Below are 15,066 nucleotides of genomic sequence, written 5' to 3'. Positions count from 1 at the left end.
GAAAGATCATCCCCATGGCGCAGCCATTGAGGGTCAAGGCCCATTCACCCAGGACAGTGGGCTGAGCGGCGGCCATGACGTGGTGCACGACGTGCGACACCACGCGGGATGCGGCGCCACCGCGCACTCGGCGCCTGGGCACTTGGGCGCACCATGGGCAGGCCGCCGTCAACCGCCACACGCATGCCAGAGCACGACTGCGCCGCTGGACTTTTCCAGGGCCTCACGTTTGAAAAGATCGTGGCCAGCCGGTGCCGCACCGGTCGACGGGGCCGCCGACTTGCTCCCATCCAGTTCGGACAGCAGCGTCCCCTCCCCGCTGCCATCCACGGCCGGCCCATCTTGATGGCACGCGCCGGCTGCAGGCGCCATCCTTTGGCCGACAATCGCCGCTTCGACCACCACCGCCCTTCCCTTTTTCCATGGACACCATCACCTGGGACGATTTCAGCAAGGTGCAGCTGCGCGTGGGCCGCGTGCTGCAGGCCGATGTGTTTGAGAAAGCCCGCAAACCGGCCTACATCCTGCATGTCGACTTCGGCCCCGAGCTGGGCGTGCGCAAGTCCAGCGCCCAGATCACCGTGCACTACCAGCCCCAGGATCTGGTGGGGCGGCTGGTCGTCGCCGTGGTGAATTTCCCGCCCAAGCAGATCGGCCCCCTCATGTCTGAATGCCTGGTGACCGGGTTTCACGATGCCGACGGTGCGGTCCGGCTGTGCATTCCCGAGGGCGAAGTACCCCTGGGCACCCGTTTGTTGTGAATCGGCAACCACCCCATACTGCATCACCATGCCCAAGATCGCGATCACCATCGGCCTGCTGTGCCTGAGCAACGTGTTCATGACGTTCGCCTGGTATGCGCACCTCAAGGAACTCAGCAGCAAGCCCTGGATCGTGGCGGCGCTGATCAGCTGGGGCGTGGCCTTCTTCGAGTACCTGCTACAGGTGCCGGCCAACCGCATCGGCTACCAGGTGCTGTCGCTGGGCCAGCTCAAGATCCTGCAAGAGGTCATCACCCTCACGCTGTTCGTGCCGTTCGCCGTGCTCTACATGAAAGAGCCGTTCAAGCTCGATTACCTGTGGGCCGGCCTGTGCATCCTGGGCGCGGTGTTTTTCATCTTCCGCGACAAGCTCATGGGCTGAGGCCGCGCTTCACTCCAGCGACAGCTTTTCGCGCCGGATCACGTCGCCCCAGAGCGCGATCTCGCGCTGGATGCGCTGCGCAAACGGCTGCGGCGCCATCACGATGACATCGCCCTGCACCGCCAGGCCCGCGCGCGTCTTGGGGTCGGCGGCCGCCTGCTTCAGCGCCGCATACACCTGATCGACGATGGCCGGTGGCGTGCGGGCGGGCGCCTGCACCGCCATCCAGTAGGTCACGTCGAAGCCGCGAACCCCCACCTCCTCCAGCGTGGGCACCTGGGGCAAGGCTGCGATGCGCTGCGGCGCGGTGACGGCCAGGGGCTTGAGCCGGCCGGACTCGAACAGCGGGATGGCGTTCGGGATGTCGAACATGGCCTCGATCTCGCCGGCCATCAACGCGTTCTGCGCCGGACCGCTGCCTTTGTAGGGGATGTGGGTGGTGACGATGCCGGCGTGGTTGTTCAGCATGGCGAAGGTGAGGTGCGCCAGGTTGCCCTGGCCGGCTGATCCGTAGCGCACACGGCCCGGGTTGCGCTTGGCCCAGCCCAGGAAATCGGCCGCGGTGGCAATGCCTTGCGCCTGCGCCCAGGCCGGGTTCACGGCCAGGATGAAGCGGCCCTCGACGATGGCGCTGATGGGCGTGAAGTCTTTGTCGCTGTACGGCAGCTTTTTGTACAGCTGCGGGTTGACGACCACGCTGCTGGTGTTGGCCAGCATCAGGGTGTGGCCATCGGGCGCGGCACGGGCCACCTCGGCGGCACCGATCGAGCTGTTGGCGCCAGGCTTGTTGTCCACGATGAAGGGCTGGCCCGTGGCCCGCGTCATCTGGTCGCACAACAGGCGCGCAATCACGTCGCCCGTGGACCCTGCGGGGCTGGACACCACCATGCGCACCGGCTTGGCCGGCCAGGTGGCGGCGGCCGCCGCGCCAACCTGGGCCCAGGCCGGCAGCAGCAGGCAGGCGCCGGCGCGCGCCACGGCACGGCGTTGAAGGGAAAAGCGGGTCATGGGGCGTCTCCGGGTGGTTGTGTGCCCAGTGGAAACGCGCGCCAGGGTGGTGCATGTCCCTGGGGCGTCACGCCACAGGACTGCCCCCAACGAACAAACCGCCCACGAGGGCGGTCTGCAAGCGCGCCATGCGGCGCGAGCGGGTGACGCGGATCAGGCCGCGGCGTTGGCGCGGCGGCGACGCAACACGCCCCAGCCGCCCAGGGCGGCGCCCAAGGCCAGCAGGCCGAAGGGCCCCAGGGCCGGCACGGCCTGGGTGGTGCCTGTGCTGGCGGCCAAGACGCGCACGACGATGACGTTGTTGGCCGTCACGGCCTTGGCAGACGGGGCTTCGGCACTGAGGGCCGTCGCCACCGGCAGCGGATCGCACTCGAACGTCAGGGTCGAGCCGGCGGTCAGGCCCATGTCGGCCAAGGTGGTGTTGGTCCAGGTCGTGGTGTTGTTGAGCGACGCACCAGAGGTGTAATCGAATGGCGTTGCCAAGATGCAGATCCCATTGGATTGCACAGCCATGCCCGCAAACCCGCCGCTGGAGGTTCCGAAAAACGGCGTTTCCACCGCGCTCAACTCGGTCACCGCGCTCGACAGCTGACCATAGTGCAGCGCCACCTGGCCGACATCGCCCAGCAGAAAGCCTGCTTGGTTGCTGGAGTCTGGCAATCCCCGGCCCTGGAACAGGCCCGATTGCGGGAGCTCAACAGCCGAGTCGGGCGTGCTCACCGTGAAGCTGCCCGAGCCGGTGGCCACCACGTTGCTGCCTTGTTGTTGGAAAGTGACGGTGTAAGCAGCCTGAGCGTGGCTGGCGGCAGCCAGCAGCAAGGCGCTGAGCAGGAGGCGAGGAAAGCGTGTGGAGGACATGGGTTGATGCACTGGATAAAAGGTTGACGGAACGCGTCGGCCAAGCCCATGCACCAACGCAGTGGTCAACGACCACCGAGAAACATTTGGCAGCATAGGAGAAAAATTGCTCAAAAACGCATTCTTTTTAATTATTTTTCATTGAGCCAACCGCCTTTGACCTGGCCGTGACTCACCGCCGCCCGCCACAGCCGCACGCGATCACCCTGAACCCCATTCACCATGAAAAAAGCCGCCCGGCAGGCGGCTTGGTCGAGGGCCTGTGAGGCCGTGTCAGGCCGAGGGCTGCGCGGCCTTGGCTTCGCCACGCTTTTTGAGCCACATGCCCAGGCCCACAACGAGGACCGCGCCTGCGGCAGCGGCGATGTAGTGCAGCGAGGGGTGTTCCACCACGGCCGGATGCAGGATGTTGTCGTTCATGATGGTTTCGCCGGCCACCCAGCCGATCAAGGCCGCGCCCAGCACGACGATGACGGGGAAGCGCTCCATCAGCTTGATCATCAGCGTGGAGCCGAAGATCACCAGCGGAATGGAAATGGCCAGGCCCACGATGAGCAGCACCATGTTGCCCTGCGCCGCAGCGGCCACGGCGATCACGTTGTCCAGGCTCATCACCAGGTCGGCAATCAAGATGGTGCGGATGGCCGCCATCATCGAGCCCGTGCCCTTGGATTCGCCCTCATCACCTTCGTCGCCGGTCAGCAGCTGCAGACCAATCCACAGCAGCAGCGCGCCGCCCACGATCTGCACAAACGACAAGGCCATCAGCTTGGCGGCCACCACCGTCAGCAGGATGCGCAGCACCACGGCAGCGCCAGAGCCGAAGGCAATGGCCTTCTTCTGCTGCGCGGGCGGCAGCGAACGCGCCGCGAGGGCGATGACCACGGCGTTGTCACCCGACAGGATGATGTTGATCCAGATGATCTTGACCAACCCGACCCAGAAGTCGGGGTGTGAAAGGAAGTCCATGTAAAGCTCCGAGCGCGGAAAAGGTGAATAACCTTGAAAGTCTACGGTTAAACAAACGGTCATCTGGCCGTAATTCTGCGTACACGGCCTTCCCGCGTGTGTCCTGGGCGAGGCCAGACCGAGGATGCTGCGGCGCCCTGCCCGGGCCCGCACACCCGCCCGCGTCGAGGTGACTGGACTGCGGGTTCAATCGGCACAATGCACAAGGGTATGGTCCTGTTGCCGTTATCAACACAACGGCAACAGGGCCATACCCTTGCATATACACACCAACTGGCAGCCTTCAGGCCACCAGTGCGGTGGCATCAATACTCGTGCGTGCGCTTGCCGCCGCGGCCCTGGGGCGCGTGCGAGCGGCCGTCGCGGTCACCCATGCGGCTGTCGCGCGCTTGACCGCGCGGCTCGTAGGGGCGCGCGGCGGCCGGCTTGCTGCCGAAGCCATCGCGGTGGCCTTCGCGGCGCGTCGCCGGGCGGCGGTCGTCGAAGTCACCGCGTGCGGGACGCTCGGCGCGGTCGAAACGCGGGGCGCGGTCGTCGAAGCGCGGCTCGCGGCGGGCGTCGCCACGGGGGTCGAAACGGCCTTCGGGACGCGGTGCGCGGAAATCACCACGACCCTCGGCGCCACGGTTGCCACGCGGCTCGAAGCGGCCACCGCCGAAATCGCGGCGCTGATCGAAGCCGCCCTCGCGCGGGCCGTCATGCCGGTCGGCACGGGGGGCGCGCTGGTCGTTGAAGTCGCCTTCGCCGCGGTACATGCGCGGGCCATTGCGACGGTCGTCGAAGCGCGGGGCACCACGGCCACCGCGATCGCCACCGGGGCGGCCACGGCCGCCGCCATGGCGACCCTTGCCGCCGGGCGCACGGCCACCGTTGCGCTCGCTGATCACCGGGAAGCGCAGCGTGGGCTCCAGGCCCGGCACCGTGGCGATCTGGAAGGCCTGGCGCGTGTAGCGTTCGATGTCGAACAAGCGGCCGCGGTCGCGGATTTCGGCGAAGGTGACGGCGATGCCATCGCGGCCCGCACGGCCGGTGCGGCCAATGCGGTGGGTGTAATCCTCGGCCTTCATCGGCAGGCCGAAGTTGAACACGTGCGTGATGGTGGGCACGTCGATGCCGCGGGCGGCCACGTCGGTGGCGACCAGGATCTGCACCTTGCCTTCGCGCAGTGCGCGCAGGCGACGGTTGCGCAGCGCCTGGCTGAGCGCGCCGTGCAGGGCCACGGCGGCAAAGCCGGTTTGCTGCAGGTCTTCGGCCAGGCCGTCGCACTCGATCTGGGTCGAGGCGAAGACGATGGCCTGGTTGATGGCGGGGTCACGCAGCCAGTGGTCCAGCAGCTGGCGCTTGTGCACCGAGTTGTCGGCCCACATCAGCGATTGCTCGATGTTGGCATGCGCTTCCTGCGGCGTGTCGATCTGGATGCGCTGGACGTGCTTGCCGCCTTCGTGCATCACGCGCATGGCCAGATCCTGGATGCGCGGGGCGAACGTGGCCGAGAACATCATGGTCTGGCGGCGGTTGCCGGTCAGCTGGTGAATGGCTTCGAGGTCGTCGGCAAAACCCAGGTCGAGCATGCGGTCGGCTTCGTCCATGACGAGGAATTCAACCTCGTTCAGCTTGAGCTGACCGCTGCGCTCCAGGTCGAGCAGACGGCCCGGCGTGGCCACCACGAGGTTGGCGTTTTGCAGCTTGGCCACTTGCAGTTGATAAGGCATGCCGCCCACCACGGTGGCGATGCGCAGGCCGCGGCAGTGGCGCACCAGGTCGATGGCGTCATTGGCCACCTGTTGGGCCAACTCGCGCGTGGGGCACAGGATCAGCGCGCCGGGAATGGCGGGCTGGAAGTGACGCGACTGCAACGGGTTTTTGCGGCGCGGCTTCTTGGGTGCTTCTTCGCCGTTGGCCAGCGCAGCGGCAACCTTGGCATCCCATTCGGCCTTTTCGCGCTCGAACTTGCTGTTTTGCAGCTTGAGCAGCGTGTTCAGCACGGGCAGCAAAAACGCCGCCGTTTTGCCCGAGCCGGTTTGGCTGGACACCATCAGGTCGGCATATTGGCGCGCATCGCTCAAGCCGTCGGGCATGGCCTTGGGAATGGCGGCGGCCTGCACCGGCGTGGGATCGGAGAAGCCCAGGTCGGCCACGGCCTGCACCAGCTCAGGCGCCAGGCCCAGGGCAGCAAACGCCTCGGCATTCACCGGCTCGGCGTTCTGGGGCTCGTCGGCCCCGGTGTCGGCGTCGGCACGCTCGGCAGCGGCTTCGCGGGCTTCGCGCTGGATGTCGCTCGCCTGCTTGGCCTGGCGGGCCTGGGCCGCCTGCTCAGCCTTGTCGGCTTTCAGGCGCTTGACCTGGGCCGAACCGTCGGCCTGGCGCTCGGCCAGGGCACGCACTTCGGCGGCATCGAACTCGCGTGCCAGCGCATCGATGGTGGACACGGATTCAGGGGTAGCTTGTTGTTCGGGCAATGCGTTGCCCGGCACGGTGTGTGCCAAATCGGACATGGTTTTCCAAAAGAGAAATGTCACGCCCGGCGCACGAGGGGCGCGCCGGCGTTGGACGGTTCAAAACACATCAACCATCCAACGACAAAAAACGCATGCGGGCCTGATCGGTGTGGTGCCGGCTTCATCGGTGAAGCGGCGCCAGCGACAGACTGCGTTTCGGCCATCCTCGGCCACCAAAAACCTCGGCGATGGGGTCATCGTCGGCGCAGAACGCGGGGTGCGTCTGCAAGGGTGGCTAGCCTGTGTGCAAGAAGGGAGATGCAGGGCTCATCGGATCCGCTGTGGCCCGGCAACGCCGGGTGATCATCGGCATGCCCAAGTGGCATGCCGGGAGCGTGATCCCTGATAAGCCCGCTATTGTCGCACCAATTGGTGTTTTCACCTAATTTTTCTGCACAACCTGTGCTGCGCCGCTCGCGGCTCGGGGTTTGCCGGGGCATTCCGGCACCGCGGACCACGGGCGCCATGTCGCTCGCGCGACGGAATGGGCCGGTGCCACCGGGTGTTGCAAACCGAACGAGCGAGGTGTCGAGCGGCGGCGCCGCTCAAGCGCATCGGGCGACGGTTGGCGCGTTGCCCGGAAGCGGTCACCGCTCGCGGCCGTCCCTTTGGGAGCATGCACCCGGCCGCATCAGGTTGGCACCACGTTACCGCATCCAGGCCGATGATCCGGCCTCAGCACCGGGTGCGGCATGATGCCCTTCCCGTCATCTCCCATCACCTCTCCCATGCGCACATCCCCTGCCTGGCCTTGCCCGCGCTGGATCGCCCACCGCGGCGCGGGGCACTGCGCCCCGGAAAACACGCTGGCGGCAATCCGCGCCGGTGCGGCGCGCCGCTACCGCATGGCCGAGTGCGATGTGAAGCTGTCGGCCGACGGCGTGCTGTTCCTGCTGCACGACGACACCCTGCAGCGCACCAGCAACGGCCACGGGCCAGCCGGCGCGTGGCCTTGGGCGCGCTTGTCCCAGCTCGATGCAGGCACTTGGCATTCCGCCCCCTACGCGGGCGAGCCCCTGCCGCACCTGACCAGTGTGTTGCGCTATTGCCGGGCCAACGGCATGAACCTGAACCTGGAGATCAAGCCCAACCCGGGCCAGGCGGAAGCCACCGGCCGCGCCGTGGTCCAGGCCTTGCGCGCGCATTGGCCGCCGGACGCCACGCCGCCCTTGCTGAGCTCGTTCCAGCCGGCAGCGCTGCAGGCGGCGGCCGAGGCCGACGCGCACTGGCCGCGCGCGCTGCTGCTGGCGTCCTGGCCCCGCCACACGGCCGACGCCCTGCAGCTGGCACAGGACCTGGACTGCGTCGGCCTGGTGGCCGAGCATCGGCTGTGGCAGGCCAGCCGCGTGCAGGCCATCCACGACGCCGGCCTGGCCTGCGCGGCCTACACCGTGAACGACGCCCGCGAGGCCGAACGCCTGCTGGCCCTGGGGGTGGACAGCCTGATCACCGATGCCGTGGACGCCTTCACACCCGATTGACGGGCGTGTTCAACGCTTGAACAGGGGCGGACGGCGGCCGCCACGCGCTGCATCGACAAGCTGCAGCAACGCATGGCATGCCACAGTATCACCCACATGCCGATGAACTTGAAACGGTAGATAGGTCATACTACCCACCCCAAAGGGAAGCCATCCAGTGAACGGGGCCACTCCGCACGCGGGTTGTGGCGGCATGAGGCCGCCGCAGCGATTTGGCGGCATCCGCCTGCTCGCCCACACCCTGCCCCCGTGCAGCCGGATCAGCCGAGCCCGCATGGGCAATCGGTCCTCGCAAGCTTGCACACCCGGTCGCGGTCGCTGTGCAGGCTGCGGCCGTCCCGGCCTTGCCCGCCCATCACGGCAAAAAGGCCAGGCCGGTGCGGCGCACCAGCTCGGTGTAGCTGATGGGCTGACCCGCGCGCGTGCCGCCGCGGTTGTCCTGCCAGTGCGCCCAGCTGCGGCCCGTGCCGGGGTCGTAGACCAGCTTGAACAAGGCGCTGGGCACACGCACGCGGCCCTGGCCCACGGTGCGCACGGGCGGCGCGAACACCGGACCAGTGATGACGAACACATCGCCTTGGGTGCGGCGGATGTAGGCGCGCGTGTCCTGCTCGATGTCGTTCCAGGCACCACCGTTGTGCTCGATGTCCTGCGGCACCATGTTGGCCAGCGAAAAGCTCTGTGCCTTGCCCTCTGCCGTGGCCATGTCGCCCGTGGGCGCCATGTGGCCGCGCGAGTAGCCCGAGTGCTTGTAATCCGACAGCTCGGCGCGTTCGGCGCGCGGCAGGCGGCCCTCGGCGTAGAACTTGTCCTTGCGCTTGAGCTCACGTGCGGCCTGCAACTGGCGCGCGTTCAGGCGCTGCACGACGTAGACCGGCGTCTTGGTGTCGCCGGAGTGCAGCACGGCGAACTCGTTGAAGCACAGCGCACGCAGCGCGCCTGGCGTGGCCGGCATCGGCGGCGGGGCCGGAAACAGGTGCGCACAGGCGGCAAAGCCTCGGGCATCGCCGGTCCAGGCCGGTGGTGCAGCCTGGGCCGGGGCCTTGCTGGACGGCAAGCGCCAGACGCCCTCGGCGCTGGCAGTCCCACCGACCATCAGGGCCAGCACGGCGATGGTGGCATCACGCAGCCACACGGTCACCCCCCGAAAAGGCAGTATGCCCATGCTCGCGTTGAATGGATGACAGGGATGAAGCCATGCTCTTCACCACACCTCACACCGTGGCCGCAATGCGTTCGGCGGCGGCCTGGGCCTGCCGGGCGTCCCTGGCCTCCACCATCACGCGCAGCAGCGGCTCGGTGCCACTGGGGCGGATGAGCACGCGGCCGGCATCGCCCAGCTCGGCTTCGACGGCCTGGGTGGCGGCCTGCAGGGCGGCATTGTGGCGCCAATCGGCGCTGTGCTCGCTCAGGCGCACGTTGATCATGGTCTGCGGGAACAGGCTCACGCCATCGAGCAGCTGGGCCAGGGTCTTTTCCTCGCGCACGCAGGCCTGCAGCACCTGCAGGGCGCTGACGATGCCGTCGCCCGTGGTGTGCTTGTCCAGGGCCAACAGGTGGCCCGAGCTTTCGCCGCCCAGCAGCCAGCCGCGGCGCTCCAGCTCTTCGAGCACATAGCGGTCGCCCACCTTGGCGCGCACCAGGGCCACGCCCAGGCGCTTGAGGGCCACTTCGATGCCCTGGTTGGTCATCAGCGTGCCGACCACGCCTGGCGGCACCTGGCCATCGCGGGCGCGCGCCTGGGCCATCACGTACAGCAGCTCGTCGCCGTTGTAGAGCCGCCCTTGCGCATCGACCAGCTGCAGGCGATCGGCGTCGCCATCGAGGGCGATGCCGAAATCGGCCTGATGCTGGCGCACGGCCTGGCACAAGGCCTCGGGGTGCGTGGCCCCGCAGCCTTCGTTGATGTTCAGGCCATCGGGCGTGACGCCGATGGCCCGCACCTCGGCGCCCAGCTCATGGAACACGGCGGGCGCAATCTGGTAGGCCGCACCATGGGCAGCATCGACCACCAGGCGCAGGCCGCGCAGGCTCAGCGCGTGGTCGAACGTGCTTTTGCAGAACTCGATGTAGCGGCCCGCGGCGTCGTCCAGCCGCCTGGCCTTGCCCAGTTGGGCCGAAGGCACCCAGACCGGCTCGCAGGCCAGCGCGGCCTCGACCTGCTCTTCCCAGGCGTCGGGCAGCTTGGCGCCCTGCGCCGAGAAAAACTTGATGCCGTTGTCGGGGTACGGGTTGTGGCTGGCGCTGATGACCACCCCGAGGCTGGCGCGCTGCGCCCGCGTCAGGTAAGCGACGGCCGGTGTCGGCAGGGGCCCGAGCAGCACCACATCGACCCCGGCGGAGTTGAAGCCCGATTCGAGCGCCGACTCCAGCATGTAGCCCGAAATCCGCGTGTCCTTGCCGATCAGCACCGTGGGGCGCTCGATCTGGCGCCGCAGCACCTGGCCCACGGCATGCGCCAGGCGCAGCACGAAGTCCGGGGTGATCGGGGCCTGGCCCACGGTGCCGCGGATGCCGTCGGTGCCAAAGTAGCTTCTTGTCATGTTCACTCCTGGGTGCGCCTCGTGTCGCACCATCCATCCACACAGTATGCACCCATCACCGTTCATCATTCAACGATGAATGATCCATACCCCACATTGTTTTACCTTTGACCGCCGACATGCCGGTCGCAGCCCTTCGCGCGTGCGCCGGCTCAGCCGGCCCGCGGCCGCTACGCACCGCCATCGTCAGCCGCCGCCTGCACGGCCTGCCACACGCGCAGGGCCTGCACGGTGGCGGCCACGTCGTGCACGCGCACGATGGCCGCGCCGCGCTGCACCGCCACCAGTGCAGCGGCCACGCTGGCCGCCACGCGCTGGTCGGGGGCGGGCGGCGTCCCCGAGTCGTCGGCCAGCACAGCGCCCAGCGACGATTTGCGCGACCAGCCCGCCAGCAGCGGCAGCCCCAGCGTGGCGTACGCCTGCTGATGGGCCAGGGTGGCGAAGTTCTGGGCCACGGTCTTGCCAAAGCCGACCCCCGGGTCGATGGTGATGCGCGCCGGGGCCACGCCCTGCGCCGTCAGGGCCTGCACGCGCTCGTGCAGGAAAGCCAGGCTGGTCGCCACCGCGTGGCCGGCCATGGGCGTCTGCTGCATGGTGGCGGGTTCACCGTGCATGTGCATCAGGCACACGCCACAGCGGTCATGCTGGGTCACCACCGCTTCGGCACCGGGCTGGCGCAGGGCCCAGATGTCGTTGACGATGTCCACGCCCAGGTCCAGCACGTGGCGCATCACCTCGGCCTTGTAGGTGTCGATCGAAATCGGTACCTGCCAGCGCAGCAGCTCAGGCAGCACGCTGTCCAGGCGGCGCAGCTCTTCATCCAGCGGCACACGGGGCGCACCAGGGCGCGTCGATTCGGCGCCGATGTCGAGGATGGCGGCGCCCTCCTTCACCAGGCGCTCGGCATGGGCCAGGGCCGCGTGGGGCTGGTTGTGGCGCCCCCCGTCAGAGAAGGAATCGGGCGTGACGTTGACGATGCCCATGACCACCGGCTGCGCCAGGGAAATGGCGTGGCGGGTGGTCTGCCAGATGGGAGGGTGACTCATGACACAAGGTGAATCGGTCGCGGGCCGACCGGGTCGCGCTCGACCGGGTCGTGAAGAAGGCAAAAACGGGGCCTCATGCCCCGTTCTTGAACAGCAGGCCGACCCGTGGCCGGCCCTCGACATCAGGCCGCGGTCGGCGAGGCATCCGGCTTCACCGCCGGCGTACCCCCCGGGCCACCGCTGGAAGGCGGCAGGCGCGGTGTGAAGTCCTGCGGCGGACGCGGTTCGCGGCCCGCCATGATGTCGTCGATCTGGTCCATGTCGATGGTTTCCCACTCGAGCAGGGCCTTGGCCATGGCGTGCATCTTGTCGCTGTTGTCTTCGATCAGCTTGCGGGCCAGCGTGTACTGGTCGTCGATGATGCGGCGCACCTCGATGTCGACCTTTTGCATGGTTTCCTCGCTGATCGAGGTGGTCTTGGTGACCGAGCGGCCCAGGAACACCTCGCCCTCGTTCTCGGCATAGACCATGGGGCCCAGCGACTCGCTCATGCCATAGCGCATGACCATGTCGCGCGCCAGTGCCGTGGCGCGCTCGAAGTCGTTGCTGGCGCCGGTAGTCATCTGGTTCATGAACACCTCTTCGGCGATGCGGCCACCGAACAGCATGCTGATCTGGTTCAGCATGTATTCCTTGTCGTAGCTGTAGCGGTCGCCTTCGGGCAGGCTCATGGTCACGCCCAGCGCGCGGCCACGCGGGATGATGGTCACCTTGTGCACCGGGTCGCACTTGGGCAGCAGCTTGCCGATCAGGGCATGGCCGGCCTCGTGATAGGCGGTGTTGCGGCGCTCTTCCTCGGGCATGACCATGCTCTTGCGCTCGGGGCCCATGAGGATCTTGTCCTTGGCCTTCTCGAAGTCCTGCATCTCGACCACACGCGCGTTGCGGCGGGCGGCCATCAGCGCAGCCTCGTTGCAGAGGTTGGCCAAGTCGGCACCCGACATGCCCGGCGTGCCGCGCGCGATGATGCTGGCGTTCACGTCCTGGCCAATCGGCACCTTGCGCATGTGCACGCTGAGGATCTGCTCACGACCGCGGATGTCGGGCAGCGTGACGTAGACCTGGCGGTCGAAACGGCCCGGGCGCAGCAAGGCGGCGTCCAGGATGTCCGGGCGGTTGGTCGCGGCAACCACGATCACGCCCAGGTTGGTCTCGAAGCCGTCCATCTCCACGAGCATCTGGTTCAGCGTCTGCTCGCGCTCGTCGTTGCCGCCGCCCAGGCCGGCGCCACGCTGGCGGCCCACGGCGTCGATTTCGTCGATGAAGATGATGCAGGGGGCGTTCTTCTTGGCGTTCTCGAACATGTCGCGCACACGGGCCGCGCCCACGCCGACGAACATTTCGACGAAGTCGGAACCCGAGATGCTGAAGAACGGCACCTTGGCTTCACCGGCGATGGACTTGGCCAGCAGCGTCTTGCCGGTGCCCGGGGGGCCGACCAGCAGCAGGCCGCGCGGGATGCGGCCGCCCAGCTTCTGAAACTTCTGCGGATCGCGCAGGAAGTCCACGACCTCACGCACTTCTTCCTTGGCTTCGTCGCAGCCGGCCACGTCGGCAAAGGTGATGTTGTTGTTGTTCTCGTCGATCATGCGGGCCTTGGACTTGCCAAAGCTGAACGCACCGCCTTTGCCACCGCCTTGCATCTGGCGCATGAAATAGATCCAGACGCCGATCAGCAGCAGCATGGGGCCCCAGCTGACGAGGAGGGACACCAGCAGGTTGCCTTCCTTGCGCGGCTCGGTGTCGAACTCGACGTTGTAGTTGATGAGGTCACCGACCAGACCGCGGTCCAGGTAGGGCACGCTCGCGCGCACGCGGCTGCCGTCGCTGTTCTCGGCCAGCACTTCGGACCCCGTGGACCCTTCCTGGATCAGCACCTTCTTGACGCGGCCTTCACGCACGTCTTTCAGGAAGGTGGAATATTCGATGGGTTTGGCGCCCGCCATGGCGCGGCCGTCGAACTGCTTGAACACAGTGAACAGCACCATGGCAATGACCGCCCAGATGGCGACCTTCGTAAACAATTGATTGTTCAAGCCAGACTCCAAGTCACGCAAAAAACAGACACACCGCCTCGCGCGGGACGCTACTCGGCGGTGCTCTGGAATGTGGGGGCATTTTAGGCTTTTCAATGGTGGCCTCCCTGCGGCCCGGCCCCGATGCCGCCCCAGGGACGAGGACTTGTGCGCACAACGGCGCCCCAGGCGACCGTCACCCGTGCCGCACGCCTTCCAACGGCAGCCGGGACGTGTCCCACGGCCGCTGCACGGGTGACGGGCCCGGTGCCGACTTGCCCGCATACTTGACGGCATGCCGGCCGCCAGATCGGCCCCCTTCCCCGTCCCCATGAACGCCGTGACCGCCCTGCCCCAGACCCCTCCTCGCCGCCGCCACTTCGACCTGAGCACGCCGCACGGCAACGGCCAGATCGCCGCCCTGGAATGGGGCCCCGAAGACGGGCGGCATGACCTGCTGTTCCTGCACGCCAACGGCTTCAACGCCATGACCTACACCCGGCTGCTGAGTCCGCTGGGCGACCAGGGCCTGCGCGTGCTGGCCGTCGACCTGCGCGGCCACGGCCTCACCACCCTGCCGGCCGAGGCCGACGCGACGGTGTCGAGCTGGGATGGCTACCGCGACGACCTGCATGCGCTGCTGCGCGCGTTACGCCAATCCGAAGGCGAGGTGCCGCGTGTGCTGGCCGGCCACTCCATGGGGGGCGCGACCTGCCTGCTGGCCACCTTGCAGTGGCCCGCCGACCTCGGCCCGCAACGCCCCCTGGTGCTGTTCGACCCGGTGGTTGCGCCCCCCCTGGCGCCAGACGCCAACCGCGACCCCTCGCCGCTGCTGGCCGGCGCCCTGCGGCGCAAAAACCATTTCGACAGCCCGGATGCGGCCCTGGCCAGCTACCAGGGCCGGGGCGCGTTCAAGACCTGGCCGACCGAAGTGATCGCCGACTACCTGGCCGATGGCCTGTTCCTGGGCGATGACCAGGCCTGGCACCTGCGCTGCGCCCCCACCTGGGAGGCCCACAACTTCAGCCACCCCTTCCGCCCCGTCAACGCGCCCATCGCGCAGCTGCCGGTGCCCATCACCGTGCTGCGCGCCGCCGAAGGCAGCACCTGCCATTGGCAGGACTGGCCGGCCCAGGCCGATGTGCGCACCGTGCCCGGCACCACGCATTTCGTGCCCATGGAGCGGCCGGAACTCGCGCGCGAGGTGCTGCTGGCCGCCGTGCAAGGCGAGCGCGAGGCCGTGTTGGCGCGCTGACGCCCGGCAGCGGGCCATGGCCATGGCCAGGGCCTGGCGTTGGCATGAATCGCGTCGGGAGATGTGCAGCCGGAGGTTGGACGCAGGTGTTGGGGCCCCCTGATGCTGCACGCCCGCCAAGCGCTCACGAAAGCAGTCCCCGTTTCGCGCCCGACCGCCGGCATGGATTCACTGCGCGGGCCAGGCCACACGGCGCTCGTCAGGCTCAACGCCACGTGCAAGCGCCTGGCGACCAGGACGACCCACATAT

At 67.8% G+C, this 15,066-nt stretch carries 12 protein-coding genes; 4 read left to right on the top strand and 8 right to left on the bottom strand.

Translation table 11 applies throughout. From position 1 onward, the window contains the following. The first annotated feature begins 422 nt into the window (after positions 1-422). Positions 423-761, top strand: coding sequence for a tRNA-binding protein (locus CCO03_RS10165; protein WP_087280674.1), 339 nt, complete (start codon positions 423-425; stop codon positions 759-761). Between the two features lie 28 nt (positions 762-789). After that, a complete protein-coding gene (locus CCO03_RS10160) occupies positions 790-1,143 on the top strand; it encodes a DMT family protein (protein ID WP_087280673.1) in 354 nt (117 codons plus the stop codon). 9 nt (positions 1,144-1,152) lie between these two features. Here the strand turns inward: CCO03_RS10160 and CCO03_RS10155 are convergent, their stop codons facing one another. The 4 genes from CCO03_RS10155 to CCO03_RS10140 form a co-directional block, all read right to left on the bottom strand. Further along, a complete protein-coding gene (locus CCO03_RS10155; protein ID WP_087280670.1) occupies positions 1,153-2,151 on the bottom strand; it encodes a tripartite tricarboxylate transporter substrate binding protein in 999 nt (332 codons plus the stop codon). Positions 2,152-2,304: 153 nt separating this feature from the next. Next, the gene (locus CCO03_RS10150) at positions 2,305-3,009 is read right to left on the bottom strand and encodes an IPTL-CTERM sorting domain-containing protein (protein ID WP_087280668.1); all 705 of its coding nucleotides are present in this window, start codon (positions 3,007-3,009) and stop codon (positions 2,305-2,307) included. Positions 3,010-3,282: 273 nt separating this feature from the next. Then, positions 3,283-3,978, bottom strand: a complete 696-nt coding sequence (locus tag CCO03_RS10145; protein ID WP_087280665.1) for a TerC family protein — start codon at positions 3,976-3,978, stop codon at positions 3,283-3,285. Positions 3,979-4,283: 305 nt separating this feature from the next. Continuing rightward, positions 4,284-6,473, bottom strand: coding sequence for a DEAD/DEAH box helicase (locus CCO03_RS10140; protein WP_087280662.1), 2,190 nt, complete (start codon positions 6,471-6,473; stop codon positions 4,284-4,286). A 731-nt stretch (positions 6,474-7,204) separates the two neighbouring features. Here CCO03_RS10140 and ugpQ point away from each other — a divergent pair. Then, positions 7,205-7,957: a glycerophosphodiester phosphodiesterase gene (ugpQ, locus tag CCO03_RS10135; protein WP_087280659.1), complete on the top strand. Its 753-nt coding sequence runs from the start codon at positions 7,205-7,207 to the stop codon at positions 7,955-7,957. Positions 7,958-8,312: 355 nt separating this feature from the next. Here the strand turns inward: ugpQ and CCO03_RS10130 are convergent, their stop codons facing one another. The 4 genes from CCO03_RS10130 to ftsH all read right to left on the bottom strand — a co-directional run bounded on the left by CCO03_RS10130 (position 8,313) and on the right by ftsH (position 13,582). Next, on the bottom strand, positions 8,313-9,122 hold the full coding sequence (locus CCO03_RS10130; protein ID WP_087280656.1) for a DNA/RNA non-specific endonuclease: 810 nt from the start codon (positions 9,120-9,122) through the stop codon (positions 8,313-8,315). Positions 9,123-9,171: 49 nt separating this feature from the next. Then, positions 9,172-10,500: a phosphoglucosamine mutase gene (glmM, locus tag CCO03_RS10125; RefSeq protein WP_087284524.1), complete on the bottom strand. Its 1,329-nt coding sequence runs from the start codon at positions 10,498-10,500 to the stop codon at positions 9,172-9,174. Between the two features lie 170 nt (positions 10,501-10,670). Then, a complete protein-coding gene (folP, locus tag CCO03_RS10120; protein WP_087280653.1) occupies positions 10,671-11,546 on the bottom strand; it encodes a dihydropteroate synthase in 876 nt (291 codons plus the stop codon). Positions 11,547-11,668: 122 nt separating this feature from the next. Next, the gene (gene ftsH, locus CCO03_RS10115; RefSeq protein WP_087280651.1) at positions 11,669-13,582 is read right to left on the bottom strand and encodes an ATP-dependent zinc metalloprotease FtsH; all 1,914 of its coding nucleotides are present in this window, start codon (positions 13,580-13,582) and stop codon (positions 11,669-11,671) included. Between the two features lie 310 nt (positions 13,583-13,892). Here ftsH and CCO03_RS10110 point away from each other — a divergent pair, with 310 nt between their 5' ends. Further along, positions 13,893-14,816 carry an alpha/beta hydrolase gene (locus CCO03_RS10110; RefSeq protein WP_087280648.1) on the top strand — a complete coding sequence of 308 codons (924 nt, stop codon included), beginning with the start codon at positions 13,893-13,895 and terminating at the stop codon, positions 14,814-14,816. Positions 14,817-15,066: the final 250 nt, after the last annotated feature.

Source organism: Comamonas serinivorans (assembly GCF_002158865.1).
Classification (GTDB): Bacteria; Pseudomonadota; Gammaproteobacteria; order Burkholderiales; family Burkholderiaceae_C; genus Comamonas_E; species Comamonas_E serinivorans.
Note: the sequence above shows the minus strand (reverse complement) of the source record. Positions and strands in the feature narration are given on the sequence as shown.

What these genes read in the sequence shown, in the direction of transcription:
- CCO03_RS10165 (WP_087280674.1), top strand. Translation starts at nt 423, where the DNA reads ATGGACACCATCACCTGGGACGATTTCAGCAAGGTGCAGCTGCGCGTG.
- CCO03_RS10160 (WP_087280673.1), top strand. Translation starts at nt 790, where the DNA reads ATGCCCAAGATCGCGATCACCATCGGCCTGCTGTGCCTGAGCAACGTG.
- CCO03_RS10155 (WP_087280670.1), bottom strand. Translation starts at nt 2,151, where the DNA reads ATGACCCGCTTTTCCCTTCAACGCCGTGCCGTGGCGCGCGCCGGCGCC.
- CCO03_RS10150 (WP_087280668.1), bottom strand. Translation starts at nt 3,009, where the DNA reads ATGTCCTCCACACGCTTTCCTCGCCTCCTGCTCAGCGCCTTGCTGCTG.
- CCO03_RS10145 (WP_087280665.1), bottom strand. Translation starts at nt 3,978, where the DNA reads ATGGACTTCCTTTCACACCCCGACTTCTGGGTCGGGTTGGTCAAGATC.
- CCO03_RS10140 (WP_087280662.1), bottom strand. Translation starts at nt 6,473, where the DNA reads ATGTCCGATTTGGCACACACCGTGCCGGGCAACGCATTGCCCGAACAA.
- ugpQ (WP_087280659.1), top strand. Translation starts at nt 7,205, where the DNA reads ATGCGCACATCCCCTGCCTGGCCTTGCCCGCGCTGGATCGCCCACCGC.
- CCO03_RS10130 (WP_087280656.1), bottom strand. Translation starts at nt 9,122, where the DNA reads ATGGGCATACTGCCTTTTCGGGGGGTGACCGTGTGGCTGCGTGATGCC.
- glmM (WP_087284524.1), bottom strand. Translation starts at nt 10,500, where the DNA reads ATGACAAGAAGCTACTTTGGCACCGACGGCATCCGCGGCACCGTGGGC.
- folP (WP_087280653.1), bottom strand. Translation starts at nt 11,546, where the DNA reads ATGAGTCACCCTCCCATCTGGCAGACCACCCGCCACGCCATTTCCCTG.
- CCO03_RS10110 (WP_087280648.1), top strand. Translation starts at nt 13,893, where the DNA reads ATGAACGCCGTGACCGCCCTGCCCCAGACCCCTCCTCGCCGCCGCCAC.